Genomic DNA, 22,999 nt, shown 5'->3' with positions numbered 1-22,999 from the left:
CTCAGAGCCCCAGGAGGCGCTGCGCGGCGCCGCTCTCGATCACGTCGCGAACCTCGCCGGAGACACCCGCCTGGTCGAGGATCTCGCGCGGCTTCGGGTCGCCGATCGGGAACGGCATGTCGGAGCCGAGCATGACGCGCTCGTGGCCGACCGTATTCAGGAGCATCTGGAGCGCGCCGGCATCGTGCAGCAGCGTGTCGTACCAGAGGAGCGACAGCGCCTTGTCCGGATCGGCGAGCGTGTCGGTGTGGAGGCTGTAGTTCCGGCGCAGCCGGCCGACCACGTAGGGCAGCGCCGCGCCGCCGATGCCGATCACGATCTTCGCGCCCGAATATCTCTCGACGTGGCCGGAATAGATGATGCGCACGACCGAGATGAGCGAGTCCGTGATGCGGCCGACCGCGTTCGCCATGCCGTAGTCGTTCACGCGGTCGTCGCCGGCGTCGAAGACGGGATGGATGAAGATCGCCGAGCCGAGCTCGTGCGCCGCCTGCCAGAACGGCTCGAGGGCGGGATCGTCGAGCACGCCGCCGCGGCCGTTCGGCTGGGTGCCGATCATCGCGCCGCGGAAGCCCGTCGCGTGGGCCTCGCGCAGCACCTCGGCCGCCAGCCTTCCGTCCTGCAGCGGAACGGTGGCGAGCGGGACGATGCGGCCGCCGCTCTCCTGGCCGGCCTGCCACAGGTGCTCGTTGGTGACGCGGTTCCAGGCCGCGCCCTCTTCCGCCGGCAGCTCGTTGCCCATCATGTCGAGCCAGCCGCCGACGACCTGTCGGTCGATGCCGTTCTCGTCCATCCACGACAGGCGCTTGCCGACATCCGTCAGCCCCTTCGCGACCGGCCGCGTCGGCTTGTTGCCGGCGAAGGCGAAGGACAGGCTGTCGCCCTCGTCCTTCATCCTCACGGAGGGGAAGTCACCAGCGCGGTCGCGCAGCGCCTGAAGGAGAGACGGCGGGACGAGATGGGCGTGGCAGTCGATGATCATGCGGTCTTCCTGTCGTGTTCCCGAGCGGCGGCGATCTTGTCGCTCACCGTGCTCATGCGGATCGGCAGCTTGTCGAAGGTGATGCCCCAGGCGCGCACGGCGTCGTGCATCGCGCCGGAGATCGCTGCCGGGGCGCCGAGATAGCCGCTCTCGCCCGAGCCCTTCTGGCCGAACACCGTGTAGGGCGACGGCGTGACGTGCTTCACGATCTCGACGGCGGGCACCTCGTGCGACGAGGGCATGAGGTAGTCGAGGAAGCTCTGCGTCATCAGCTGCCCGCCCTCGTCATAGGCGAACTCCTCCAGGAGCGCCGCCCCGATGCCGTGGGCGATACCGCCGAGCGTCATGCCCTTCACGATGTGCGGGTTGATGACGGTGCCGCAGTCGTGGCCGATGACGTAGCGACGGATCTCCGGCTTCGCGAGCACGGGATCGAAGGCGACGAGCACAACGTGGAACTCGAAGGAGTGGCACGGATACATCTGCGCCCGGCCTTCCTTCGGCAGCTCGCGCCCCGTCGGCACCTGCAGGATGTGCGTCGCCGTCAGGCCGGGGGCGACGCCGGGCGGCAGGTCGTGGAAGCGCCTGTGGGCGATATCGACGATATCGCTCCACTGCAGTTTCAGCCCGTCCGGCCCCTCGATCGTGCCTTCGCGGTAGACGAGGCTCGCCTCCGAGACCTTCAGCGCATGCGCGGCGATGCGCATGATCTGGCCCTTGAGGTCCTCCGCGGCCTTCGCCGCGGCGCCGCCGAGCATGATCGCCATGCGGCTGCCGACGGGCGAGTTGCCGGGCAGGCTGCCGAGCGAATCCGGCCGCACGACACGGATCTTGTCGGGATCGATCTCCAGCACCTCGCCCACCACGGTCGAGACGAGCGTCTCGTGCCCCTGTCCCGACGAGGTCGTGTGCACGGTCGCGGTGACGAAGCCGAGCCCGTCGACATTGACGCGGCACGATTCCATCCAGGTCGAGGTGCGGTTCTTCTCGTTCAGCAGCGGCTCGAACGAGGAGTTGCCGCCCGACGGTTCGAGGCAGGCGGCGACGCCGATTCCCGCGCAGAGGCCTTCGGCGCGCAGCCGGTCGCGCTCGGCCTCGAGCGCGGGGAGGTCGACCGCCTCGAGCACCTTGTCGACGACCACGTGATAGTCGCCGCTGTCATAGGTCGAGCCCGACGGGATCGTGTAGGGGAACTGCTCGTGCCGGATGAAGTTGCGGCGGCGGATCTCGATCCGGTCGATGCCGAGATGGGCCGCGACCCGGTCCATCATCGTCTCGATCGCGTAGTTCGTCGGCGACTGCCCGAAGCCGCGCACCGCCTCCTCGACCGTCTTGTTCGTGGTCACGGAGACCGCGTGATACTGCACGCTCTCGATGAGATAGGGCCCGACGATCGCGCCGATCGGCTTGCCGAGCTGGAAGGGCGCGCGGCCCGCATAGGCGCCGGCATTGTCGAGCGCGCGCATCTTCATCGAGCGAACCCGACCGTCACGGTCGAAGGCGACGTCGACGTCGAAGATGCGCTCCGGCCCGTGGGCGTCGCCTGCCCGCATGTTCTCGATGCGGTCCTCGATCAGCCTGATCGGCCGGCCGAACTTGCGGGCGAGATAGGCGACGAGGACGGAGTGCTTGATGCCGCGCTTCACGCCGTAGCTGCCGCCGACATCGACGTCGTAGTGCACGCGGACGGCGTTGCCGGGGATGCGCAGCGCCCTGGCGATCTGGTCGGAATATTTCGGCATCTGGATCGAGGCCCAGACGTCGAGCACCTGCTCCCACGGGTCCCACTTGGCGACCACCCCGAAGGTCTCGATCGGAACGGTCGAGTTGCGCCCCCAGGTGACGCGGAAGGAGAGATGCTCCTCCGCCTTCTCGAAATCGCGCTCGACCTCGCCCCAGACGAAGGTCTTGTCGAGCAGCACATTCGAGCCGTGAGCGGGGTGGACCGGCGTGCTGTCGGTCTGGAGCGCCTTCTCGGCGTCCAGGACGAAGCCGAGCTTCGTGTAGCGGACCCTCACCTTCTCCGCGGCGTCCTCGGCCAGCGCCCGGCTCTCGGCCACGACGGCGCAGACCCATTCGCCGGCATAGCGCACCTGGCCCACCGCGAGCGGGAAGCGGCGCACATGCGGGGTGTCGAGCCCGTTCATCAGGGGATCGGTCGAGGCGGCGAGTTCGTCGCCCGTCAGGACGCCGACGACGCCCGGCATCGCCAGCGCCTCGCTCGCGTCGATCTCCTCGATGAAGGCGGCGGGATGCTGCGAGGCCACGAGCGCGACGTGGGCGACGCCCGGAATGTCGAGATCGGCGACGAAACGGCCCTTCCCGGCGACGAAGCGGCGATCCTCGCGGACGCGGCGGTTCGCCGAGACGAAGCGGCCGGGGCGCAGTTGCTCGGTCATGCGGATTCCCCTCCCTCGGCTTCGAACGCGCGCGTGTTGCTCTGGCGCATGCGCTCCGCGGCGAGGCGGATCGCCTCGACGATCTGCCCGTAGCCGGTGCAGCGGCAGATATTGCCGGAGATCGCGTCGCGGATCTCCTCGTCGCTCGGCTCGTCGTTGTGGCTGAGGAGAGCGTGCGCCGCGACGATCATGCCGGGCGTGCAGTAGCCGCACTGGAGGCCGTGCGTCTCGCAGAACGCGTCCTGCACGACGCTCAGCTCGCCCGCGTCCGGCGCGAACCCTTCGATCGTGCGGATGTCGAGCCCGTCGCCCTGGACCGCGAGCATGAGGCAGGAGCGTACGGCGCGGCCGTCCACCATGACCGTGCAGGCGCCGCAGACGCCGTGCTCGCAGCCGGCATGCGTGCCCTTCAGATCCAGTTCGTCGCGCAGGCAGTCGAGGAGCGTCATTCTCGGCTCGACGTCGACGGTGACAGCGCGGCCGTTGACGGTGAGTTCGGTCTTCATGGGCGGCTTTCCAGGGCTTCGTCGCGAGCCTCGCGCAGCGCACGCTCGGCCAGGGCGGCGGCGGCGCGGCGGCGATAGCTCGCCGTGGCATGGAGATCGTCGACGGCCTCGAGGTCGCGGAGGGCCTCGGCGACGACATCGCGAATGGCGGCATCATCCGCGGCACCGCCGACGAGCCCGTCGACGTCGACCTTCACCGGCACGTCGCCGACGCTGCCGATGCCGAGCCGGGCCTCGCTGCACGTGCCGTCCTCGTCGAAGACGAGCTGTGCGGCGGCCGAGGCGAAGGCGTAGTCGCTGCGCCTGGAGGCGACCTCGTGGAAGCCCGTGCCGACGCGGCCCGAAGGCTTCTTCGGGAAGACGATGCGGGTCAGGCAGCCGCCCATCGGCGCCATCGTCACCGTCGGGCCGATGAAGAACTCCTCGGGGAGAAAACTCGTCTCGTCCTCGCCGTCGCGGAACACGATCCCGGCCTCGAGCACCGTCGCGGCGAGCGAGATCTCGGCGGAAGGGTCGCCATGGGCGACGGAGCCGCCGACCGTGCCGCGATTGCGCGTCGGCGGGTGGCCGACATTCGGCAGCGCCTTGGCGAGCAGCGGCACCTCCCGCGCGATGAGCTCGGAGCGCAGGGCATAGGCCTGCACGGTGGCGGCGCGGACGACGATCGACGAGCCCTGCTCCTCGATGCCGATCAGCTCCGCGATGCGGGTGATGTCGACGAGTAGAGTCGGGCGCGACAGGCGCATCGCGAGCATCGGCATCAGCGTCTGACCGCCGGCCAGCACGCGCGCATCCTCTTCGGAGGCGAGCGCGGCGCAGGCCTCGTCGAGGCTCGATGGTCGGACGTAGGAAAACGGCGCTGGCTTCACGGGGCGACGTCCTCGGGTGTTGAGCGGAGCGCGAAAGAAGAGGCGCGGAGCGCCGGCATCAGCCGATCGGCAGGCCCGGCATGGCCGGCGCCAGGACGCGGGCCTCCTGCTTCAGCACGAGCGGCCCGTCGGCCTCGGAGGCCTTCTTCACGGCCTGCCACTCGGGATCGGCGCCGAACGAGGCCCACGCCGCCTTGCGCGCATCCTCGTCCGCAAAGCGCGTGATGTAGGTCAGGCGCTGCGTGTCACGATCGATAAAGGCGCCCACGAGGTCGATCTTGTGCTTGGGAAAGCGCGGGGCGACCTCGCTGGCGAACCGGTCGCGCACCGCGTCCGCGCGTCCCTCGGCATGTTCGTAGACCCGCATCTCGTAGATCATGCGGACATCCTCCCGTCGGTGTCGGTTCTTGATTGCGTGGGACGATAGCGGCGGACAATCCGGTGGGTCAACAGCAAAGTTCCACTGAAAATGGTCCAATCCTGACCTGACCGCCCTCGTATCCGGCGAATTGCATCACTTCCGAGGGAGACAGGGATCCCATTGCATCATCACCGAGGCCAAGATCACGACCTCCAACGGCATGGATGCGTCGCCGTACAAAGGGATTGCGACAATCGAGACATTGTCATAACTGGGGAGGAAGGCCGAGAGGAGCGTCGATGAGCTGGTTTCCCCATCTGCCGTTCAGCGAGGGGCCGGTCTACCTTCAGATCGTTGCCGCGCTCGAGAACGATATCGCCACCGGCGCCGTCGCGCCCGGGCAGCGCCTGCCGACCCATCGCGAGATGGCGTCGAAGCTCGGCCTGAGCGTGGGCACCGTGTCGAAGGCCTATGCGGCGGCGGAGCGGCGCGGCCTGATCTCCGGTGAGGTCGGGCGGGGCACCTTCGTGCTGCGGCCGACGCCGGAGCTCGGCGTCACCGAGGCCGCGTCGGGCGGCTTCCGGCGCATCAACCTGGCCCTCAACGCCCCGCCGCCGACGGGCGAGGAGGCGATGATCGCCGCGGTGCTCTCGGAGGTCTCGCGGTCGGAGCGCCTGCACGACCTCCTCGGCTACCTGCCCCACCAGGGCCTCGCCGAGCATCGCGCGGCGGTGGCCGACTGGATCTCGCGTCACGCGATGGAGTGCGACGCGGGGTCGGTCTTCATCACGCACGGGGCGCAGCACGCGATCTCGATCGCCGTCCGGTTGCTCGCGCGGCCCGGCACCCCCGTCATCGCCGAGAACCTCACCTATTCCGGCATGATGGCGCTCGCGGCCTTCGAGGGCGTGAACCTGCGCGGCGTGACGATGGACCGACACGGGCTGATGCCCGACCGGCTCGACGACGCCTTCCGCGAGACGGGGGCGCGCGTCCTCTACTGCACGCCGACCCTGCAGACGGCGACGGGCTCGGTGATGCCGGAGGCGCGGCGGCGGGAGATCGCCGAGATCGTGCGGCGTCACGAGGCCTTCGTCGTGGAGGACGACGCCTACGGCTTCCTGTGCCGCGAGCCGGTCGCGCCGCTCGCCTCGTTCCTGCCGGAGCGCAGCTTCTACGTGATGAGCTTCGCCAAGTGCCTCGCGCCCGGGCTGCGGATCGGGGCGATGATCGCGCCGCCGGCCTTCCGCGACCGCTCCGTCAACGCGATCCGCTCCACGGGGTGGATGGCGAGCCCGATCATGGCGGAGGCCGTGGCGCGCCTCATCCGCGACGGACGGCTCGAGCAGCAGGTCGAGCGCAAGCGGGCGGCCGCACAGGCGCGCACGGATCTCGCCCGCGCCGTTCTCGGCGGCGTTCTCGACGTGATGTCGGACGTGCCGGCCTTCCACGTGTGGATGCAGATGCCGGCGGGCCGCACGGCGACGAGCCTGATGTCGCAGGCCGCGCACGCCGGCGTGACGATCGTCTCGCCGAGCGCGCTGCAGCCCTTCGACGCGATGGGCAACGGCATGCGGCTGTGCCTCGGCGGCCCGGAGAGCGAGGCCGACCTCGAGAGCGCGCTACGCACGATCCGGCGGATCCTCGACGAGGTCGAGGTGATGTCGATGGTCTGAGCGGGCCTTCCGCAGGCTCAGTCCCTCGGCCCCGCCAGCGTCACGGCCGCCGAGGTGAGGAGCGAATCGGGCGGGCCGAACTGCTTGAGCAGGCTCATGTGGTCGGCGCCCGGGACGATCATGTAGCGGCTTTCGGCCCCCGCTTCGATCCAGGCCTCGTGCATCCGCACGCTCTGCGACAGGAACGCCTTCGTCTCGGCCCCGCCCACGGCGAAGACCGCCGGCGGCAGGCCCGGCGGCAGCCGATCGAGCGGCGAGGCCGCCGTCGCGCCGGCTTCGTCGAGCCGCAGGCGGTCGTTGAGCGGCGTGGCGAGGAGCGGCACGAGGTCGTAGACACCGCTCAGGGCCAGCACGCCGTGCACCGGGTTGCGGTCGAACCCCCTCGCCTGCCAGTCCGTCGCCGCGAGCTCGACCGCCAGATGGGCGCCGGCTGAATGACCCGCCGCGACGAGGCCGGGGCTCCCCACGGCTTCCAGAAGAGCCGGGACGGCGGCGCGCACGGCTTCCGTCAGCTCCGGAAGCGTGACGTCGGGGCAGAGAGGGTAGTTCACCGTGGCGACCGACAGCCCGGCCGCGACGAGCGGGCGCGCGACGAACTGGAACTGATCCTTGTCGCGCGACTGCCAGTAGCCGGCGTGGAAGAAGGCCAGGAGCGGCGCCCCCTCGCCTGCCGGGAAGAGGTCGAAGACCTGCCGCGGGTGCGGGCCGTAGCGGACGTCGCGCGGGCCCGGGAGCTCGTCCCGCACACGGGCGCTCTCCCCGACGAAGTCGTCGATCAGGGCCGGGTGGTGGGGACGGATCTGGCCCGTCATGTACTGGTAGACACTGTCCTCGTGCCCGATCGCCTCGCTCATCCGATCTCCTCGTCGTCCCGCTCGCCATCGACCTCATGCCGCGAAACGCGTCCGCAGCGCCACGGCGCAGCCGCAGCGACTTCCTTTCAAGCTTGAAATCTTGACACTAATGTAGTTGCTGCCGGGTCGCGCGGAACGCGCACCCGGCACGGGAACGAGAAAGACGCCCAGGGGCGCAGCAGGGGGACAGAACGATGCCCGGACTAAGGACCACTCTCGCCGCCGCGACCGCGCTGGCGGCCATCGCCGTCCCGGCGCACGCCCAGGAGAGCGTGAAGATCGGGATCATCACCACGCTCTCGGGCCCCGGCGCGGCGCTCGGACAGCAGCTCAGGAACGGCTTCGAGCTCGGCCTGAAGGAGATGGGCAACAAGATCGGGGGGCTCGACGCCGAACTGGTCGTGATGGACGACGAGCAGAAGCCCGACGTCGCCGTCAACCGCGCAAAGGAACTCGTCCAGCGCGAGGACGTCGACTTCGTGGTGGGGCCGATCTTCTCCAACATCGCGCAGGCGATCTACAAGCCGATCACCGACGCCGAGACCTTCCTCGTCAGCCCGAACGCCGGCCCCTCCGACCTCGCCGGCGCCGGCTGCAGCCCCTACTTCTTCGCGACCTCCTACCAGAACGACCAGAACCACGCCGTGCTCGGCAAGTACGCGCAGGATTCGGGCATCGCGAGCGTCGTCCTGCTCGTGCCGAACTATCAGGCGGGCAAGGATTCCGTCGCCGGCTTCAAGCGCTACTACGAGGGCGAGATCCTCGACGAGATCTACACGCCGCTCGGCCAGCTCGACTTCTCCGCCGAACTCGCCCGCATCGCCTCGCTTCAGCCCGAGGCGCTCTTCACCTTCATGCCGGGCGGCATGGGCGTGAACCTCGTGAAGCAGTTCCGCCAGGCGGGCCTCGCCGACGGCGTCACGTTCCTCTCGGCCTTCACGGTCGACGAATCGACCCTTCCCGCGCAGCAGGATGCCGCGGTCGGCCTCTACGGCGGCTCGAACTGGGCGCCGGACATGGAGCAGTCGGCGGATTTCGTGGAGAGCTATATCGGCGCCTACGACGCGGTGCCGGCCTCCTACGCCATGCACGCCTACGACACGGTGCTCTTGCTCGACGCCGCGATCTCGGCCGTGGACGGCGATCTCCAGGACAAGGACGCGCTGCGGCAGGCGATCGAGACGGCGGAGTTCACCTCCCTGCGCGGCGACTTCTCGTTCGGGAAGAACCACTTCCCCGTGCAGGACTTCTACCTCGTCCAGGTCGCCCAGCGCGACGACGGCAAGTTCGAGACGCGCATCGTCGAGAAGGTGTTCGACGACGCGGTCGACGACTACGCCGACCAGTGCACGATGGGCGAGTAAAGCTCGCCGGTTCCCGCTCGCCCTCCGGTCCCGGCCGGAGGGCGAACCACGAACGAACCTCCCGAAGGCGCCCGATGTCGCTGACGCTCGTCCTCGTTCAGACGCTGAACGGCCTGCAACTCGGGGTGCTGCTCTTCCTCATCGCGGCGGGCCTGACGCTGGTGTTCGGCGTCATGGACTTCATCAACCTCGCCCACGGCGTCCAGTACATGGTCGGCGCCTATTTCGCGGCGTGGTTCACCGCGATGACGGGCAGCTTCTTCGTCGGCCTCGCCCTCGCGCTGCCGTCGGCGCTGCTCCTCGGCCTCCTGCTCGAAATCCTCGTCTTCCGGCATCTCTACGGCCGCGACCACCTCGCCCAGGTTCTCGCGACCTTCGGCGTGATCCTCTTCCTGAACGAGGCCGTGCGCATCCTGTGGGGCGCGGCGCCCCTGTCCGTTCCGGTTCCGGAGATCCTGTCGGGCTCGATCGTCCTGATGCCTGGGCTTCTCTACCCGGTCTACCGCATCGCGATCATCGTCGCGGGACTGCTGATCGCCGTCCTGCTCTATTTCCTCGTGAGCCACACGCGGGCGGGCATGCTCGTGCGGGCCGGCGCGACGCATCCTCGCATGGTCTCTGCGCTGGGCGTCGACATCAGGCGGCTCTTCACCCTCGTCTTCGGCTTCGGCGCGATGCTCGCGGGCTTCGCCGGCATCATGATCGCGCCGATCCTGTCGGTCGAGCCGGGCATGGGCGACCAGATCCTCATTCTCGCCTTCGTCGTGATCGTGATCGGCGGGATCGGCTCGATCCGCGGCGCCTTCGTGGCGGCGCTCCTGATCGGCCTCGTCGACACGCTCGGCCGATCGTTCTCCGGCGATCTCCTGAGGCTCGTGATGTCCCCCGCCGAGGCGAGCCAGACCGGCCGGGCGATCGCGCCGATGCTGATCTACGTGCTGATGGCGGCGGTCCTGTTCTTCCGGCCCGCCGGCCTCTTCCCGGCCGCGCGATAGGAGTGCCGGTGAGCGACCTCGTCTCCAGCGCCTCGACGAGCGACGTCCCGGCGACGCCGCGCCTGCGCGGCACGGTCGCGCTCCTCGTGCCGGCCGCGATCTTCCTCGCCTTCGCGCTGGCGCCGCTCCTCGTCCATGCCGGGCTCGACCCGTTCTACCTGTCGATCGTCGTGCGCATCATGATCTTCGCGATCGCCGCCGTCTCGCTCGACCTGATCCTCGGCTTCGGCGGCCTCGTCTCGTTCGGCCACGCAGCCTTCCTCGGCATCGGCGCCTACGCCGTCGGCATCCTCGCCTCGCACGGGGCCGGCGACGCGTTCCTGCAACTGCCGGTGGCGCTCTTCGCCTCGGCGGTCTTCGCGTTCCTCACCGGCTGGATCTCGCTGCGCACGAAGGGCGTGCACTTCATCATGATCACGCTGGCCTTCGCGCAGATGGCCTATTTCATGATGACGTCGCTCTCGGCCTATGGCGGCGACGACGGCATGACGCTGTGGACGCGATCGACGGTCGCGGGCTCGAAGGTCCTCGGCGATACCACCGCCTTCTACTATGCCTGCCTCGGCGCGCTTATCCTGAGCTACGCGATCTGCCGCTGCCTCGTCGTCTCCCGCTTCGGCCGCGTCCTGCGCGGGGCGAAGGAGAATGCCGTGCGGATGGAGGCGATCGGCTTCGACCCGTTCCGCTTCCGCCTCGTCGCCTATGTCGTCTCGGGCATGATCTGCGGCCTCGCGGGCTTCCTGCTCGCCAACCACACCGAGTATGTGAGCCCCGCCTACATGGCCTGGCAGCGCTCGGGCGAGCTCCTGATCATGGTGATCCTCGGCGGGCTCGGCACGCTCCACGGCGCGATCATCGGGGCGACGGCCTTCCTCTTCCTCGAGGAATGGCTCGCCGGCTTCACCGAGCACTGGCGCATCGTCTTCGGGCCGCTCCTCGTCCTCGTCGCGATCTTCATGGAGCGCGGCATCCTCGGCGCCGTGACGCGGAGGCGGAGATGAGCGAGGCGATCCTCGACGTCGAGAACCTGAACAAGAGCTTCGGCGCCCTGCGCGTGACCGACGACGTGTCGCTTCAGGTGATGCCGGGCGAGTTGCACGCGATCATCGGCCCGAACGGCGCCGGCAAGACGACGCTGCTCCACCAGGTGTCCGGGCTCCTCGCCTCGGACGGCGGCACCGTGCGCTTCGGCGGCGAGGACATCACGGGTCTGCCGATGCACGCCCGCGTCCACCGCGGCATCGCCCGCACCTTCCAGATCACCTCCATCCTGCCGGGCTTCACGGCGCTCGAGAACGTCGCCCTCGCCGTCCAGGGCCGTTCCGGCTCGAGCTTCCGCTTCTTCGGGATCGCCTCCCGGGAGCAGGCGCTCAACGACGAGGCCGCGAGCCTGCTCGACCTCGTCGGGCTCGCCGCGCGCGCCGACCTCGGGGCCGGCACGCTCTCGCACGGCGAAAAGCGCGCCCTCGAGATCGCCATCGCGCTCGCCACGAAGCCGAGGCTCCTCCTTCTCGACGAGCCGCTCGCCGGCATGGGCCACGAGGAATCCAACAAGGTCATCGAGATCCTGAGGAGCCTCAAGGGGCGCTACGCGATCGTCCTCATCGAGCACGACATGGACGCGGTCTTCGCGCTTGCCGACCGGGTGACGGTGCTCTCCTACGGCCGGGTCATCGCGTCCGGCGATCCGGCCGTCGTGCGCTCCTCGCCGGAGGTGCGCGCGGCCTATCTCGGCGACGAGGCCGCCTGATGCTCGAGGTCGACCACCTCGCCGCCTCCTATGGCGAGAGCCAGGTTCTGTTCGACGTCTCGCTGTCCGTCGGCGAGGGCGAGGTCGTGAGCCTCCTCGGCCGCAACGGCATGGGCAAGACGACGACCGTCTCGACGATCATGGGGCTCCTGAAGCCGCGTGGCGGCCGCGTGCGCTTCGAGGGGCGGGACGTGACCGCCCGCGATCCCCACTCCATCGCGGCCGCCGGGATCGGCCTCGTGCCGGAGGGCCGGCAGGTCTTCCCGACGCTCACCGTCGAGGAGAACCTGACCGCCACGGCCGCGGCCCGTTTCGGAGCGCCGCGCTGGACGCTCGAGGCCGTCTACGCGCTCTTTCCGCGCCTCAAGGAGCGTCGGCGCAACCTCGGGTCGCAGCTTTCGGGCGGCGAGCAGCAGATGCTGGCGATCGGCCGGGCGCTGATGACGAACCCCAAGCTCCTCATCCTCGACGAGGCGACGGAAGGGCTCGCCCCTCTCCTGCGCCAGGAGATCTGGCGCTGTCTCTCCTCCCTGCGCTCCGAGCGGCAGGCGATCCTCGTCATCGACAAGAATGTCGACGCTCTGATGACCCTCGCCGACAGGCACGTGGTGATCGAGAAGGGCGTCGTGCGCTGGACCGGCACGAGCAGGGAACTCGCCGCCGACCCGGGCGTGAAGGAACGCTACCTCCACGTCTGAGGCGGATGCCGCCCGCGTTCAGCCGCCGACGAGCCGCGGCCCGCCGCCCGACTCGTCCTTGAGGCGGACCCCGCTGAGGCCCCGGTCGAGCGCCTGGTGGAGGAGCCACGCCAGCGTCTCCGCCGCCCGCCGAGGCGTGAGGCCATGGCCATGGATGTTCGAGATGCAGTTGCGCTCGGCATCGCTCCGGCCGATCCGCGGCCCGTACGTGACGTAGATGCCGAGGCTGTCGGACACCGAGAGGCCCGGGCGCTCGCCGATCAGGATGGCGGAGATCCTCGCGCCCATGCGCTCGCCGATCTCGTCGGCGATGGCGACGCGCGCCTGGCTCGCGATCACGACCGGGCCGACGGTGAGCGAGGGGATCAGCGGCATGACCGCGTCGAGGACCGCCGCGGCGTGGCTCTCGACCCCCGTCGCCGACAGCCCGTCCGCGACGACGAAGGCGACGTCGCAGTCGAGGCGGGGGATCCGGGGCGCCGACGCTTCGGAGAGCCGTCGCCCGAGATCCGGACGCTTCAGGTAGGTGGCGCGGTCGCCGGCGCGGCTCTCGACAGAAAGCGTCTCGCGCGGCTTCAGGGCCTCCGCGATAGCAGCAGCGTCGAAGGCGGTGTGGATCGCGTCGCGAGCGTGCGCGTGGGCGAGTTGGAAGTCGAGCACGGAGCGCAAAGAGGGCGCGTCGCCGGAACGGTCGAGCGCGACGCGAGCCGGCGTCAGCGCCCGGAGCTTCGACCAGACATCGACCTCGCCCGCCATCACTGAGGCTCCAGCTCGGCCAGCCGGCCGAGCCTGTTCGTCCGCAGGTCCGGCACGGCGAGGCTGCCGTCGGGGTGCAGGAGCTCCATCTCGACGAGCCAGCGCTCGAATTCCGGCGCCGGCCGCACGCCGAAGGTCGAGCGCAGGTAGAGCATGTCCTCGAAGGACAGGCTCTGGTAGCTCAGCATGACGTCGTCGGCCCCGGGCACGGTGATGAGGAAGGTGACGCCCGCCGTCGTCAGCACGGTCATCATCGTGTCCATGTCGTCCTGGTCGGCCTCGGCGTGGTTCGTGTAGCAGACGTCGCAGCCCATCGGCAGGCCGAGGAGCTTGCCGCAGAAATGGTCCTCGAGGCCGGCGCGGATGATCTCCTTGCCGTCGAAGAGATACTCGGGCCCGATGAAGCCGACGACGGTGTTGACGAGAAGGGGCTGAAACTCGCGGGCCACCGCATAGGCGCGCGCCTCGACCGTCTGCTGGTCGATCCCGTGATGGGCGTCGGCCGAGAGCGCCGCGCCCTGCCCCGTCTCGAAATACATGACGTTCTGCCCGACCGTGCCGCGCTTCAGCTGAAGTGCCGCGTCGCGCGCCTCCTTCAGCACGCCGAGGTCGACGCCGAAGCTCGCGTTCGCCTTCTGCGTGCCGGCGATCGACTGGAAGACGAGGTCGATTGGACCGCCGTTCTCCATGATGGCGATCGCGTTCGTAACGTGGGTCAGGACGCAGCTCTGCGTCGGGATGTCGTAGGTCTGGCGCAACTCGTCGAGCATCCACAGGAGCCGCGAGGCGTTCTCTATGCTGTCGGTCGCCGGGTTGATGCCAATGACGGCGTCGCCCGCGCCTTTCAGGAGCCCGTCGAGGATCGACACGCCGATGCCCCTGGGATCGTCGGTCGGGTGGTTCGGCTGCAGCCGGGTCGCGAGCCGGCCCGGCAGGCCGATCGTGTCGCGGAAGGCCGTGACGACACGGGCCTTCCGCGCCACCGCGATCAGGTCCTGGTTGCGCATGAGCTTCGAGACGGCAGCCGCCATCTCCGGCGTCAGGCCCGGCGCCGCGGCCGAGAGCGCCACCTCGTCCGTCTCCCTGGCGAGCAGCCAGTCGCGGAAGTCGCCGACCGTCATCGAGGCGAGCGGGGCGAACGCCTCGGCGTCGTGCCGGTCGACGATCAGCCGCGTCACCTCGTCGTCCTCGTAGGGAACGACCGCCTCGCTCAGGAAGGTCTTCAGCGGCAGGTCGGCCAGCGCGTAGCGGGCCGCCACCCGCTCGACATCGCTCGTCGCGGCGAGGCCGGCGAGCGCGTCGCCCGAGCGCTGCGGGGAGGCTGCGGCGAGAAGGTGCTTCAGGTCCTCGAAACGGAAGGTCTGGCCGCCCGCGACGGCGCTGTAGGAGGTCATGCGGCGCCTCGTCTGCGCGATCGGTCATGGCGCCATCTGCTCGATCGGTCGCCATGCCCATGGATGAGGCAACATCATTGCCCGCCCGAAGCGGTCAGGCAAGGCCGCGACAAATCGAGCCGCGCAATTGCAGCCGCTCGGCCCCGGTGAGCCGGGATCGGCCGGTCGACGGCGCGTTGCGCGGTCGGCGGCGCGGTGCTAACGCCGGTTGCCCTCCCGCCCGCCGGAACGGGGGCACCTCTCCGCTCTGCTGCACCGAGGATTCCCATGTACCCGCTCGACGGCATCAAGATTCTCGATCTCTCGCGCGTCCTCGCCGGGCCCTGGTGCACCCAGACGCTCGCCGATCTCGGGGCCGCGGTCTGGAAGATCGAGGCGCCGGGTTCGGGCGACGACACGCGAAGCTGGACCCCGCCCGACATCGACGGGGAATCGACCTATTTCATGTGCTGCAACCGCTCGAAGAAGTCGGTGGCGATCGACCTCAAGTCGGCGAAGGGCAAGGTGGCGATCCTGAAGATGGCGCGCGAGGCGGACGTGCTCGTGGAGAACTTCCGGCTCGGCGCGCTCGACCGTTTGGGCTTCGGCTACGAGGAGCTGTCGAAGCTCAACCCCGGTCTCGTCTACTGCTCGATCTCGGGCTACGGCCGCACGGGCCCGCGTGCGGCGGAAGCCGGCTACGACTTCGCGATCCAGGCGGAGAGCGGCCTGATGGCGATCACCGGCGAGCCCGACGGGCCGCCGATGAAGGTCGGTGTCGCCATCACCGACATCATCACCGGCATGAACGCGACGCAGGCGATCCTCGCCGCGCTCATCGCGCGCGGGAAGACGGGCCGCGGCCAGCATCTCGACATCGCGCTCCTCGACAGCGCGGTCGCGGTGCTCGCGAACCAGGCCTCGGGCCATCTCGGCACGGGCAAGGACGTCAAGCGCTTCGGCAACGCGCACCCGACGATCGTGCCCTACCAGATCTTCGAGACTGCCGACGGCGCCTTCGCCCTCGCCGTCGGCAATGACGGCCAGTTCCGCACGCTCTGCGAGAAGGTGATCGGCCGGCCGGACCTCGCAGAGGACGCGCGTTACGCGCGGAACCGCGACCGCGTGCTGAACCGCGACATCCTCGTGCCGGTCCTCGCCGAGATCTTCCGGAGCGCGACCACGCTGCACTGGATCGCCGCGCTGAAGGACGCGGGCGTGCCGGCCGGCCAGGTGCGCTCCGTAGCCGAGGTCTTCGCGGCGCCCGAAATGCGCGAGCGCGGCATGGTCGTCGAGGTGCCGGACGAGAAGCACGGGCACCTCCGCCTCGTCGCTTCGCCCCTTCGCTTCTCCGACACGCCGGTGCGTCCGCCCGTCGCGCCGCCGCGCCTCGGCGAGCACACCGGCGAGGTTCTGTCGGCGCTCGCCGACGGGAGCGGCGAGACCTGCACGGACTGACGCTTCATAAGCGTCGGATCCCGCGTCAGAACCGCCAGCGCACGCCGAGGGCGTTCGCGTTCGCACCCTCCGTGACACCGCCGAACAGGCCGAACGCACCGGACCTGTGCTGCAGGCGGTAGACGAGCTCCGCCCTCTCATATTGTCGCAGGCGCAGCGATATCTCGGGCGTGAAGTAGGCGAGCACCTGCGTGCTGCCCAGGCGGGACCGCTCGCGGATGCTCTCGATCGCGAGCGGGTTCGTCGTCGCGCTCACCCCCAGCGTCACGGCGGGGGCGATGTTCACGTCGCCGACCACCAGCCCGTGATGCTTGAGCCTCGCGCCGCCCCACACCTCGATCGACGTGGGGGCGGAGCCGAACCTCGCCGCGAGGCCGGCCTCGGCCCCCAGCACGAAGCCTGCGGGAAGCTCGGCCATGTCCCGCGCCAACGCGCCGCCCAGGAAATAGTCGGACGTCTGCGTCGGTCCGCTCCAGGGGAAGGACTCTCCCATGTCGTCGAGGGTGTATCTGCCACCGAACAGAAGGATGCCGTTGGGATCAGGGGCACCTTCCGAGACGAACGGGTCCTCGGTCGCGAACATGAACCGGCTGTCGCCGTTGTCGGCCGCAGCGCTGCCGGCGAGCAGGAGAGCGAAGAGGACACCTGATAAAAGCAGTCGCATGACGCACCCGATGACACACGCGCCACGCTGACGCTACCGCCTCGAATAAACCGGACCGCAAAGCCGGAAGGCAAGCCCCGCGGCTCCGACGGCGCGCTTCGTCAGGCGGCGGGCCAGGCCTCGACCAGGGGGCGCGGGTCGATGCCCGCCACGATTCTCCGGGCTTGTCTTCGGCCCGGCCCCGACCTTTACTGGAGAGGGGCGAGGTTCGACGAAGGACGACCAGTCATGTGCCACATCTTCGCCGGCATCGCGCATGAGCGCTACGAGGGCGAGACGCGTTCCGTCCGCCTGTCGGGCCACGCCACGTCCATCCGGCTCGAGGCCGCCTTCTGGCAGGTGCTGGAGGATCTGGCGGCCGATCAGGGCATGACGTTGCCGAAGTTCCTTTCGACCCTGCACGACGAGGTGCTCGAGCTTCACGGCGAGGTGCGCAACTTCACCTCGCTCCTCCGCTGCACCTGCCTTGTCCATCTCGAGCGCAAGCCCGCTCGCCCGATCGAGGTGGAGCCTCAAGGGCGCCATCACGCCGGGCAGCCCCGCAAGGAACCGGCGCTCAGCGCCGCCAACTGAGAGCATTACGGCATTCCTCGCTCCGGCCGCGTCCGCGCAGTAACATCATACTACCTGCTGCCTCTGCGCCTCGCCTAACCTCGTCCTGAACTGGCGGTCACAGCCGGAACGCCAGGGAAGAGGCGCATCGGAGGCCTGTAGAATGCCTGCGCGTCACGCCTCTCCTTCCCGGCATTTTCCGGCATGCCCGCCGAACAGATGCGCAAACGGCAGGAAGGGAGCTACGTGGCCAAGCTCATCCACACGATGATCCGGGTTCTCGAGGAGGAGCGCTCGACGCAGTTCTACGAGACCGCCTTCGGCCTGAAGGTGGCGGACCGCTACGACTTCGACGGCTTCACGCTGATCTACCTCTCGAACCCCGAGACCGAGCACGAGCTCGAGCTGACGGTGAACAAGGGGCAGGAAGGGCCCTACGACCTCGGCAACGGCTACGGCCACCTCGCCTTCAGCGTCCAGAGCCTCGAAGAGGAGCACGCGAGGCTGAAGGCTGAGGGCCTGAACCCCAAGGACATCAAGGAGATCGCCCACCAGGGCACGCCGCTTGGGCGGTTCTTCTTCATCGAGGACCCGGACGGCTACAAGATCGAGGTGCTGGAGAGGCGGGGCCGCTTCAAGTGACATGACGATACGCCGGGGCCGGCGCCCCTCGCGCAGATCGCGCCGCGCCCCGGCATGACGACCGGCCACGGCAGGGCCGGAAGAAGAACATAAGAAGAACGATTTCGCACGCAGTGGGAGGAGGAAACCCCATGGCAAGACACATATCCCAGGTGGCGCCGAGCCGGCGCACCTTCCTGAAGGCGGGCGGCGGCCTGCTCGCCATGACGGTCATGCCGTCCGGCCAGATCGTCGGGCGGGCGTGGGCGCAGATGCCCCGGTCGACGAAACCCGAGACCTTCGCGACGCTCGTCCAGATGTCGCGCGACATCTATCCCCACGACCAGATCGAGGATGCCTATTACGCCAAGGCGGTCGGCATCCTCGACGAGGCCGCCCGCGCCTCGGAGGCCGAGCTCGCCCTCCTCGAGGACGGCGTCGCCGCGCTCGACCAGGCGGCGCGCGACAAGGCGGGCGTGGCCTATGGCGAGGTTCCGGCCGAAGAGGAGCGCGTCGCGCTCCTGAAGGCGATCGAAGGCGAGCCGTTCTTCCAGAAGGTCCGCTCGAACCTCGTCGTGGGGCTCTACAACCAGAAGGAGCTGTGGCCGATCTTCGGCTACGAGGGCGCCTCGGCCGACAAGGGCGGCTACATCGATCGCGGCTTCGACGACATCGCGTGGCTCTGAGACCGGCGCCAAGCCGGCCAGACGACAACGGAAAAACAACGCGTTTGGACCCGCGCTCGCCGCGACGGGACGTCGGAGGCACCCCGGGTCCGGGAGGAAACGACATGGCTGCACCCTATGACCTCGACGACGACGGGGTCGTCGTCATCATCGGCTCCGGCGCCGGCGGCGGCACGCTCGGCACCCAGCTCGCCCTGAAGGGCATCGACACGGTGATCCTCGAAGCCGGGTCCCGGCACGAGACCTGGGACTTCATCAACGACGAGTGGGATTCGTTCTCCCAGCTCGCCTGGAAGGACAAGCGCACGACCTCGGGCGACTGGCGGGTCTCGCGGGACTTCCCGAACCTGCCGGCCTGGATCGTGAAGGCGGTCGGCGGCTCGACGGTGCACTGGGCGGGCGCCTCGCTGCGCTTCCAGGAGCACGAGTTCAAGACGAGGACGCATTACGGCGAGATCGAGGGCGCGACCCTTCTCGACTGGCCGATAGTCCTCTCCGAGATGGAGCCGTGGTACGCCATGGCCGAGGACCGGATGGGCGTGACCCGCACGAACGGAATTCCCGGCCTGCCCGGCAACAACAACTTCAAGGTGCTGGAGGCCGGCGCGAGGAAGATCGGCTACAAGGAGGTTCACACGGGCCGGATGGCCATCAACTCCGAGCCCCGCGACGACCGCGCCTCCTGCATGCAGATCGGCTTCTGCTTCCAGGGCTGCAAGTCGGGCGCGAAGTGGTCGACCCTCGTCGCCGAGATCCCGAAGGGCGAGGACACCGGCAAGCTCGAGGTGAGGCCCGACAGCCAGGTCCTGCGTATCGAGCACGACGCATCGGGCAAGGTGACCGGCGTCGTCTACGCCGACGCCGAGGGCCGCGAGCAGCGGCAGAAGGCGCGCATCGTCTGCGTCGCCGGCAACTCGATCGAGAGCCCGCGCCTGCTCCTGAACTCGCACTCCTCGATGTTCCCGGACGGGCTCGCGAACGGCTCGGGCCAGGTCGGCCGCAACTACATGCGCCACACCACCGGCTCCGTCTACGCGGTGTTCGACAAGCCGGTGCACATGTATCGCGGCACGACGATGGCCGGCATCGTGCAGGACGAGGCCCGCCACGATCCCTCGCGCGGCTTCGTCGGCGGCTACGAGCTCGAGACCCTCTCGATCGGCGTGCCGTTCATGGCGGCCTTCCTCGATCCCGGAACGTGGGGCCGCGAGTTCTCGACGGCGATGGACGAGTACCGCAACATGGCGGGGCTCTGGATCGTCGGCGAGGACATGCCGCGCGCCGAGAACCGCGTGACGCTGTCGGAGGAGACGGACGAGTACGGCATGCCCGTCGCGAACGTCCATTTCGACGATCACGAGAACGACAACGCGATGCGCGAGCACGCCTACCGGCAGGGGGCGGCGATCTACGAGGCGGTCGGCGCGGTGCGCACGATCCGCACGCCGCCCTACCCCTCGACGCACAATCTCGGCACGAACCGCATGAGCGAGAGCCCCGAGGACGGCGTCGTGAACCGCTGGGGCCAGGCGCACGACGTGCCGAACCTCTTCGTTTCCGACGGATCGCAATTCACGACCGGCGCGGCGGAGAACCCGACCCTGACGATTGTCGCCCTCGCCCTGCGCCAGGCCGACCACATCGCCGGCAGGATGGCGAAGGGAGAGATCTGAGGCGGGGCGCGGCCGGACCCGACCAGCGGCGGCCAGCCTTACCGGACCGGTCACTCCGGCGGACGAATGTCTGCCGGAGGATGGTTCTTGTTGCGCCGCGACAAGCATCATTCCGCAGATGCGCAATCATCGATCCTCTTCCACTACGGCAGGATGATGATAAGCTTCATCATCTCGGCAACGACCGAGCAACGAGGGGAGGAAACGATGCGAAGAACACTGATGTCGTCCGTTGCGGCGGCTGCCATTCTTCTTGCGCCGCACGCGCTGGCGCAGGGCGGCGACAACATGGAGAAGCTCGGCAATTTCCAGTCGACCGGCACGTCGATGCAGTTCGAGACGGTCGAGCAGTCGGGGCCCTTCGCGGACCAGATCCGCAAGAACCTCGAGAACGTGAAGATGCCGGCAGGCTTCAAGATCGAGCTCTTCGCGGTCGTGCCGGACGCGCGCCACATCGCGGTCGGGCCGCAGGGCATCGTCACCTTCGTCGGCACCCGCAAGGACAAGGTCTGGGCGATCACCGACCGCAACAAGGACCGCCTGGCCGACGAGGTGAAGCGCTTCGCGCCCTCCGTCGACTTCGTGATCCCGAACGGCGTCTGCTTCTCGCGGGACGGCTTCCTGTTCATCGCCGAGCAGAACCGCGTGCTCGTCTTCCCGGCGGCGGAGTTCTTCTACGAGAGCCCGGACGTCGCGGTGGCGGAGGTCGTCAAGAAGGGCGAACTCATCCCGCAGGACGAGGAGAGCTTCAACCACACCGCCCGGGTCTGCGACATCGGGCCGGACAACAAGCTCTACATCTCGCTCGGCCAGCCCTTCAACGTGCCGGCGCAGGAGAAGATGTCGAAATACGACAGGACGGGCATCGGCGGCATCATAAGGATGGATCGCGACGGCTCGAACCGCGAGGTCTACGCGCGGGGCATCCGCAACTCCGTCGGCATGGACTTCAACCCGGCGAACGGCGAGCTCTGGTTCACGGACAACCAGGTCGACGGGATGGGCGACGACATCCCGCCGGGCGAGCTCAACCGCGCGACCGGGCCCGGCCAGAACTTCGGCTTCCCGTGGTATGGCGGCGGCCAGACGCGCACGGACGAGTACAAGGATTCCGAGCCGCCGGCGGACATCGTCTTTCCCGAGGTCGAGATGGTCGCGCACGCGGCCGACCTCGGCATGATGTTCTACACCGGCAGGATGTTCCCCCAGAAGTACCGCGGCGGGATCTTCTCGGCGCAGCACGGCTCGTGGAACCGAACCGAGCCCGTGGGAGCACGCGTGATGTTCACGCCCGTCAACGAGGACGGCAGCGCCGGGGAGACCACGCCCTTCGCGGAAGGCTGGAAGACCGAGAACGGCGAGTACCTGGGGCGCCCGGTCGACGTCGCACAGCTTCCCGACGGGTCGATCCTCGTCTCCGACGACCTCGCCGGCGCCGTCTACCGCATCTCGTACGAGAACTAGCCCGATCGAGGCCGCGGCGCCCCTGCCGCGGCCTTCCCTCTCCGGAGACAGTCATGCAGAGAATTTCGATGGCGGCGTGTCTCGCCGTGCTGGTGGCGCTCGCGGCCACGACCGCCGAGGCGCAGGACGCAGCGGCCGGCCGCCAGAAGGCCCAGATGTGCGCCGTCTGCCACGGCCTCGACGGCATCGGACGCAACCCCGACGTGCCGAACCTGGCGGGCGACAACGCGATCTACCTCAGGGCGCAGCTTCACGCCTTCAAGAGCGGCGAACGCCGGCACGAACAGATGTCGATCATCGCGCAGGGGTTGAGCGAGGAGGATATCGCCGACCTGACGGCCTGGTACTCGAGCCTGAAGATCACGGTCGAGATGCCGGAGTGATCACATCGCTCCCAGCCGCTCGAGCAGGATCTCCTCCGTCCGCTTTGTCGTCTCCTCGTCTCGCAGGATGCTGTAGCCGGACGGATCGGTCCACATGCCGATGATGGCCGTGCGGCTCGGCCGGCCGGACATGGCCGCACCCGTCCGCTCGTCCTTGACCTCGTGGTCGGGCGTCACGCTCATGTGCAGGCGGCGGAGGTTGAACGGTACGAAACGCTTCTTCAGATCCTCCCCGTCCCACTGGTGATAGACGCCGTCGAACACGCTCATCTGAACCTCCGAGCCCCCGCGCCTGAGATCGCCGGCGATCTTGGCCGTGCGGGAAACGGACACGTTGCGGTCGTTCCCGCCGAGGAGCAGGTGAAGCGGCGCGCCGGTCGTCCTCGGGTCCACCATGCGGGGGATGCTGCAGCCGTAGTAGGAAAGGTGCGTCGCGAAGCGGGGGCCCGCCTCCCCCAGAAACAGCCGGGCCAGTTGCTCGTAGGCGGTGAGCGTGGCGATCATCCCGCCATACGAGAAGCCGATGATCCCAACGCGGCCGGAGTCGACCTCCGGCCGGGATGCGAGGTAACGCAAGCCCGCGAAGGCATCTCCGAGCATCATCGCCTCGGTCACGGTCAGCGCGCGCACGAGATCGCCGTTCGCCTCCACGCCACGCGAGGCGAAGCTGTCGATCACGCAGACGGCATAGCCTTCGGCGGCGAGCTTGCGGCCGTAGCCCCGCTCCCGTCTGTCGGTGAGGCCGCCGAGCCCCTCGGACACCACGACCCCCGGGACGGGCCGGGAGAGGTCGTCCGGAAGGTAGAGCTCGACCTCGATGTCGAAGGGCTCCGACCTCTCCTCGCGCGCCAGGTCGCGCAGGAGGAGCGCATTCCATGAGGGGATCAGCCGCCGTTCCACGTTTCTGTCCTTTCC

Annotated in this window: 23 protein-coding genes; 13 read left to right on the top strand and 10 right to left on the bottom strand. The window is 68.9% G+C overall.

The genetic code is table 11. The features are described 5' to 3' along the window. Position 1: 1 nt before the first annotated feature. The 5 genes from N177_RS03165 to N177_RS03145 are packed head-to-tail and all read right to left on the bottom strand — an operon-like array spanning position 2 to position 5,135. A complete protein-coding gene (locus tag N177_RS03165; protein ID WP_023430783.1) occupies positions 2 to 982 on the bottom strand; it encodes an amidohydrolase family protein in 981 nt (326 codons plus the stop codon). Beyond that, positions 979 to 3,381, bottom strand: a complete 2,403-nt coding sequence (locus tag N177_RS03160; protein ID WP_023430782.1) for a xanthine dehydrogenase family protein molybdopterin-binding subunit — start codon at positions 3,379 to 3,381, stop codon at positions 979 to 981. Before N177_RS03160 ends, N177_RS03165 begins: the two co-directional genes overlap by 4 nt. Then, positions 3,378 to 3,887, bottom strand: a complete 510-nt coding sequence (locus tag N177_RS03155) for a (2Fe-2S)-binding protein (RefSeq protein ID WP_023430781.1) — start codon at positions 3,885 to 3,887, stop codon at positions 3,378 to 3,380. The genes N177_RS03160 and N177_RS03155 overlap by 4 nt, the downstream gene beginning before the upstream one ends. Further along, entirely contained in the window at positions 3,884 to 4,756 is an 873-nt protein-coding gene (locus N177_RS03150; protein ID WP_023430780.1) for an FAD binding domain-containing protein, read from the bottom strand. Before N177_RS03150 ends, N177_RS03155 begins: the two co-directional genes overlap by 4 nt. A gap of 58 nt (positions 4,757 to 4,814) precedes the next feature. Beyond that, positions 4,815 to 5,135 (bottom strand): NIPSNAP family protein, encoded by a 321-nt coding sequence (locus N177_RS03145; RefSeq protein WP_023430779.1) that lies wholly within the window; start codon positions 5,133 to 5,135, stop codon positions 4,815 to 4,817. A 281-nt stretch (positions 5,136 to 5,416) separates the two neighbouring features. On the opposite strand from N177_RS03145, the gene N177_RS03140 reads away from it, so the two are divergent. Then, on the top strand, positions 5,417 to 6,793 hold the full coding sequence (locus tag N177_RS03140) for an aminotransferase-like domain-containing protein (protein WP_023430778.1): 1,377 nt from the start codon (positions 5,417 to 5,419) through the stop codon (positions 6,791 to 6,793). A gap of 17 nt (positions 6,794 to 6,810) precedes the next feature. Here N177_RS03140 and N177_RS03135 read toward each other — a convergent pair whose 3' ends face one another. Further along, entirely contained in the window at positions 6,811 to 7,647 is an 837-nt protein-coding gene (locus tag N177_RS03135) for an alpha/beta hydrolase (protein WP_023430777.1), read from the bottom strand. Between the two features lie 194 nt (positions 7,648 to 7,841). Here N177_RS03135 and N177_RS03130 point away from each other — a divergent pair, with 194 nt between their 5' ends. From N177_RS03130 to N177_RS03110, 5 genes are all read left to right on the top strand, one after another. Continuing rightward, positions 7,842 to 9,011, top strand: coding sequence for an ABC transporter substrate-binding protein (locus tag N177_RS03130; protein ID WP_023430776.1), 1,170 nt, complete (start codon positions 7,842 to 7,844; stop codon positions 9,009 to 9,011). A 74-nt stretch (positions 9,012 to 9,085) separates the two neighbouring features. Beyond that, positions 9,086 to 10,006 carry a branched-chain amino acid ABC transporter permease gene (locus N177_RS03125; protein ID WP_023430775.1) on the top strand — a complete coding sequence of 307 codons (921 nt, stop codon included), beginning with the start codon at positions 9,086 to 9,088 and terminating at the stop codon, positions 10,004 to 10,006. A gap of 8 nt (positions 10,007 to 10,014) precedes the next feature. Beyond that, on the top strand, positions 10,015 to 11,007 hold the full coding sequence (locus N177_RS03120) for a branched-chain amino acid ABC transporter permease (protein ID WP_023430774.1): 993 nt from the start codon (positions 10,015 to 10,017) through the stop codon (positions 11,005 to 11,007). Further along, positions 11,004 to 11,756 (top strand): ABC transporter ATP-binding protein, encoded by a 753-nt coding sequence (locus N177_RS03115; RefSeq protein WP_023430773.1) that lies wholly within the window; start codon positions 11,004 to 11,006, stop codon positions 11,754 to 11,756. Before N177_RS03120 ends, N177_RS03115 begins: the two co-directional genes overlap by 4 nt. Continuing rightward, the gene (locus N177_RS03110) at positions 11,756 to 12,454 is read left to right on the top strand and encodes an ABC transporter ATP-binding protein (RefSeq protein WP_023430772.1); all 699 of its coding nucleotides are present in this window, start codon (positions 11,756 to 11,758) and stop codon (positions 12,452 to 12,454) included. Before N177_RS03115 ends, N177_RS03110 begins: the two co-directional genes overlap by 1 nt. Positions 12,455 to 12,472: 18 nt before the next feature. On the opposite strand, the gene eutC is transcribed toward N177_RS03110, so the two are convergent. Continuing rightward, a complete protein-coding gene (gene eutC, locus N177_RS03105) occupies positions 12,473 to 13,210 on the bottom strand; it encodes an ethanolamine ammonia-lyase subunit EutC (protein WP_040485034.1) in 738 nt (245 codons plus the stop codon). Continuing rightward, on the bottom strand, positions 13,210 to 14,604 hold the full coding sequence (locus tag N177_RS03100) for an ethanolamine ammonia-lyase subunit EutB (RefSeq protein ID WP_023430770.1): 1,395 nt from the start codon (positions 14,602 to 14,604) through the stop codon (positions 13,210 to 13,212). Before N177_RS03100 ends, eutC begins: the two co-directional genes overlap by 1 nt. Positions 14,605 to 14,871: 267 nt before the next feature. Between N177_RS03100 and N177_RS03095 the strand changes: the two genes are divergently transcribed. Beyond that, positions 14,872 to 16,041, top strand: coding sequence for a CaiB/BaiF CoA transferase family protein (locus N177_RS03095; RefSeq protein WP_023430769.1), 1,170 nt, complete (start codon positions 14,872 to 14,874; stop codon positions 16,039 to 16,041). 25 nt (positions 16,042 to 16,066) lie between these two features. Here N177_RS03095 and N177_RS03090 read toward each other — a convergent pair whose 3' ends face one another. Beyond that, on the bottom strand, positions 16,067 to 16,705 hold the full coding sequence (locus N177_RS03090; protein ID WP_023430768.1) for a hypothetical protein: 639 nt from the start codon (positions 16,703 to 16,705) through the stop codon (positions 16,067 to 16,069). 228 nt (positions 16,706 to 16,933) lie between these two features. Here N177_RS03090 and N177_RS03085 point away from each other — a divergent pair, with 228 nt between their 5' ends. The 6 genes from N177_RS03085 (at position 16,934) to N177_RS03060 (ending at position 22,084) form a co-directional block, all read left to right on the top strand. Beyond that, the gene (locus N177_RS03085) at positions 16,934 to 17,278 is read left to right on the top strand and encodes a ribbon-helix-helix domain-containing protein (RefSeq protein WP_023430767.1); all 345 of its coding nucleotides are present in this window, start codon (positions 16,934 to 16,936) and stop codon (positions 17,276 to 17,278) included. A gap of 225 nt (positions 17,279 to 17,503) precedes the next feature. Further along, positions 17,504 to 17,899 carry a VOC family protein gene (locus N177_RS03080; protein WP_023430766.1) on the top strand — a complete coding sequence of 132 codons (396 nt, stop codon included), beginning with the start codon at positions 17,504 to 17,506 and terminating at the stop codon, positions 17,897 to 17,899. 131 nt (positions 17,900 to 18,030) lie between these two features. Beyond that, positions 18,031 to 18,564 carry a Tat (Twin-arginine translocation) pathway signal sequence domain protein gene (locus tag N177_RS03075; protein ID WP_023430765.1) on the top strand — a complete coding sequence of 178 codons (534 nt, stop codon included), beginning with the start codon at positions 18,031 to 18,033 and terminating at the stop codon, positions 18,562 to 18,564. 104 nt (positions 18,565 to 18,668) lie between these two features. After that, positions 18,669 to 20,237: a GMC family oxidoreductase gene (locus N177_RS03070; protein WP_023430764.1), complete on the top strand. Its 1,569-nt coding sequence runs from the start codon at positions 18,669 to 18,671 to the stop codon at positions 20,235 to 20,237. Positions 20,238 to 20,444: 207 nt separating this feature from the next. Next, positions 20,445 to 21,701: a PQQ-dependent sugar dehydrogenase gene (locus N177_RS03065; protein ID WP_040485079.1), complete on the top strand. Its 1,257-nt coding sequence runs from the start codon at positions 20,445 to 20,447 to the stop codon at positions 21,699 to 21,701. 53 nt (positions 21,702 to 21,754) lie between these two features. Then, positions 21,755 to 22,084: a c-type cytochrome gene (locus N177_RS03060; protein ID WP_023430762.1), complete on the top strand. Its 330-nt coding sequence runs from the start codon at positions 21,755 to 21,757 to the stop codon at positions 22,082 to 22,084. On the opposite strand, the gene N177_RS03055 is transcribed toward N177_RS03060, so the two are convergent. Next, positions 22,085 to 22,984 carry a dienelactone hydrolase family protein gene (locus tag N177_RS03055; protein WP_023430761.1) on the bottom strand — a complete coding sequence of 300 codons (900 nt, stop codon included), beginning with the start codon at positions 22,982 to 22,984 and terminating at the stop codon, positions 22,085 to 22,087. Positions 22,985 to 22,999: the final 15 nt, after the last annotated feature.

It is taken from the genome of Lutibaculum baratangense AMV1, from assembly GCF_000496075.1.
GTDB lineage: Bacteria > Pseudomonadota > Alphaproteobacteria > Rhizobiales > Tepidamorphaceae > Lutibaculum > Lutibaculum baratangense.
The sequence above is the reverse complement of the archived record's forward strand: the minus strand, read 5'-3'. Positions and strand labels throughout refer to the sequence as shown.

Excerpts from the sequence above, each read along its gene's own strand:
- N177_RS03125 (WP_023430775.1), top strand. The coding sequence starts at position 9,086 with ATGTCGCTGACGCTCGTCCTCGTTCAGACGCTGAACGGCCTGCAACTC.
- N177_RS03100 (WP_023430770.1), bottom strand. The coding sequence starts at position 14,604 with ATGACCTCCTACAGCGCCGTCGCGGGCGGCCAGACCTTCCGTTTCGAG.
- eutC (WP_040485034.1), bottom strand. The coding sequence starts at position 13,210 with ATGGCGGGCGAGGTCGATGTCTGGTCGAAGCTCCGGGCGCTGACGCCG.
- N177_RS03085 (WP_023430767.1), top strand. The coding sequence starts at position 16,934 with ATGTGCCACATCTTCGCCGGCATCGCGCATGAGCGCTACGAGGGCGAG.
- N177_RS03065 (WP_040485079.1), top strand. The coding sequence starts at position 20,445 with ATGCGAAGAACACTGATGTCGTCCGTTGCGGCGGCTGCCATTCTTCTT.
- N177_RS03090 (WP_023430768.1), bottom strand. The coding sequence starts at position 16,705 with ATGCGACTGCTTTTATCAGGTGTCCTCTTCGCTCTCCTGCTCGCCGGC.
- N177_RS03060 (WP_023430762.1), top strand. The coding sequence starts at position 21,755 with ATGCAGAGAATTTCGATGGCGGCGTGTCTCGCCGTGCTGGTGGCGCTC.
- N177_RS03165 (WP_023430783.1), bottom strand. The coding sequence starts at position 982 with ATGATCATCGACTGCCACGCCCATCTCGTCCCGCCGTCTCTCCTTCAG.
- N177_RS03155 (WP_023430781.1), bottom strand. The coding sequence starts at position 3,887 with ATGAAGACCGAACTCACCGTCAACGGCCGCGCTGTCACCGTCGACGTC.
- N177_RS03110 (WP_023430772.1), top strand. The coding sequence starts at position 11,756 with ATGCTCGAGGTCGACCACCTCGCCGCCTCCTATGGCGAGAGCCAGGTT.
- N177_RS03095 (WP_023430769.1), top strand. The coding sequence starts at position 14,872 with ATGTACCCGCTCGACGGCATCAAGATTCTCGATCTCTCGCGCGTCCTC.
- N177_RS03140 (WP_023430778.1), top strand. The coding sequence starts at position 5,417 with ATGAGCTGGTTTCCCCATCTGCCGTTCAGCGAGGGGCCGGTCTACCTT.
- N177_RS03160 (WP_023430782.1), bottom strand. The coding sequence starts at position 3,381 with ATGACCGAGCAACTGCGCCCCGGCCGCTTCGTCTCGGCGAACCGCCGC.
- N177_RS03115 (WP_023430773.1), top strand. The coding sequence starts at position 11,004 with ATGAGCGAGGCGATCCTCGACGTCGAGAACCTGAACAAGAGCTTCGGC.
- N177_RS03075 (WP_023430765.1), top strand. The coding sequence starts at position 18,031 with ATGGCAAGACACATATCCCAGGTGGCGCCGAGCCGGCGCACCTTCCTG.
- N177_RS03145 (WP_023430779.1), bottom strand. The coding sequence starts at position 5,135 with ATGATCTACGAGATGCGGGTCTACGAACATGCCGAGGGACGCGCGGAC.
- N177_RS03070 (WP_023430764.1), top strand. The coding sequence starts at position 18,669 with ATGGCTGCACCCTATGACCTCGACGACGACGGGGTCGTCGTCATCATC.
- N177_RS03130 (WP_023430776.1), top strand. The coding sequence starts at position 7,842 with ATGCCCGGACTAAGGACCACTCTCGCCGCCGCGACCGCGCTGGCGGCC.
- N177_RS03135 (WP_023430777.1), bottom strand. The coding sequence starts at position 7,647 with ATGAGCGAGGCGATCGGGCACGAGGACAGTGTCTACCAGTACATGACG.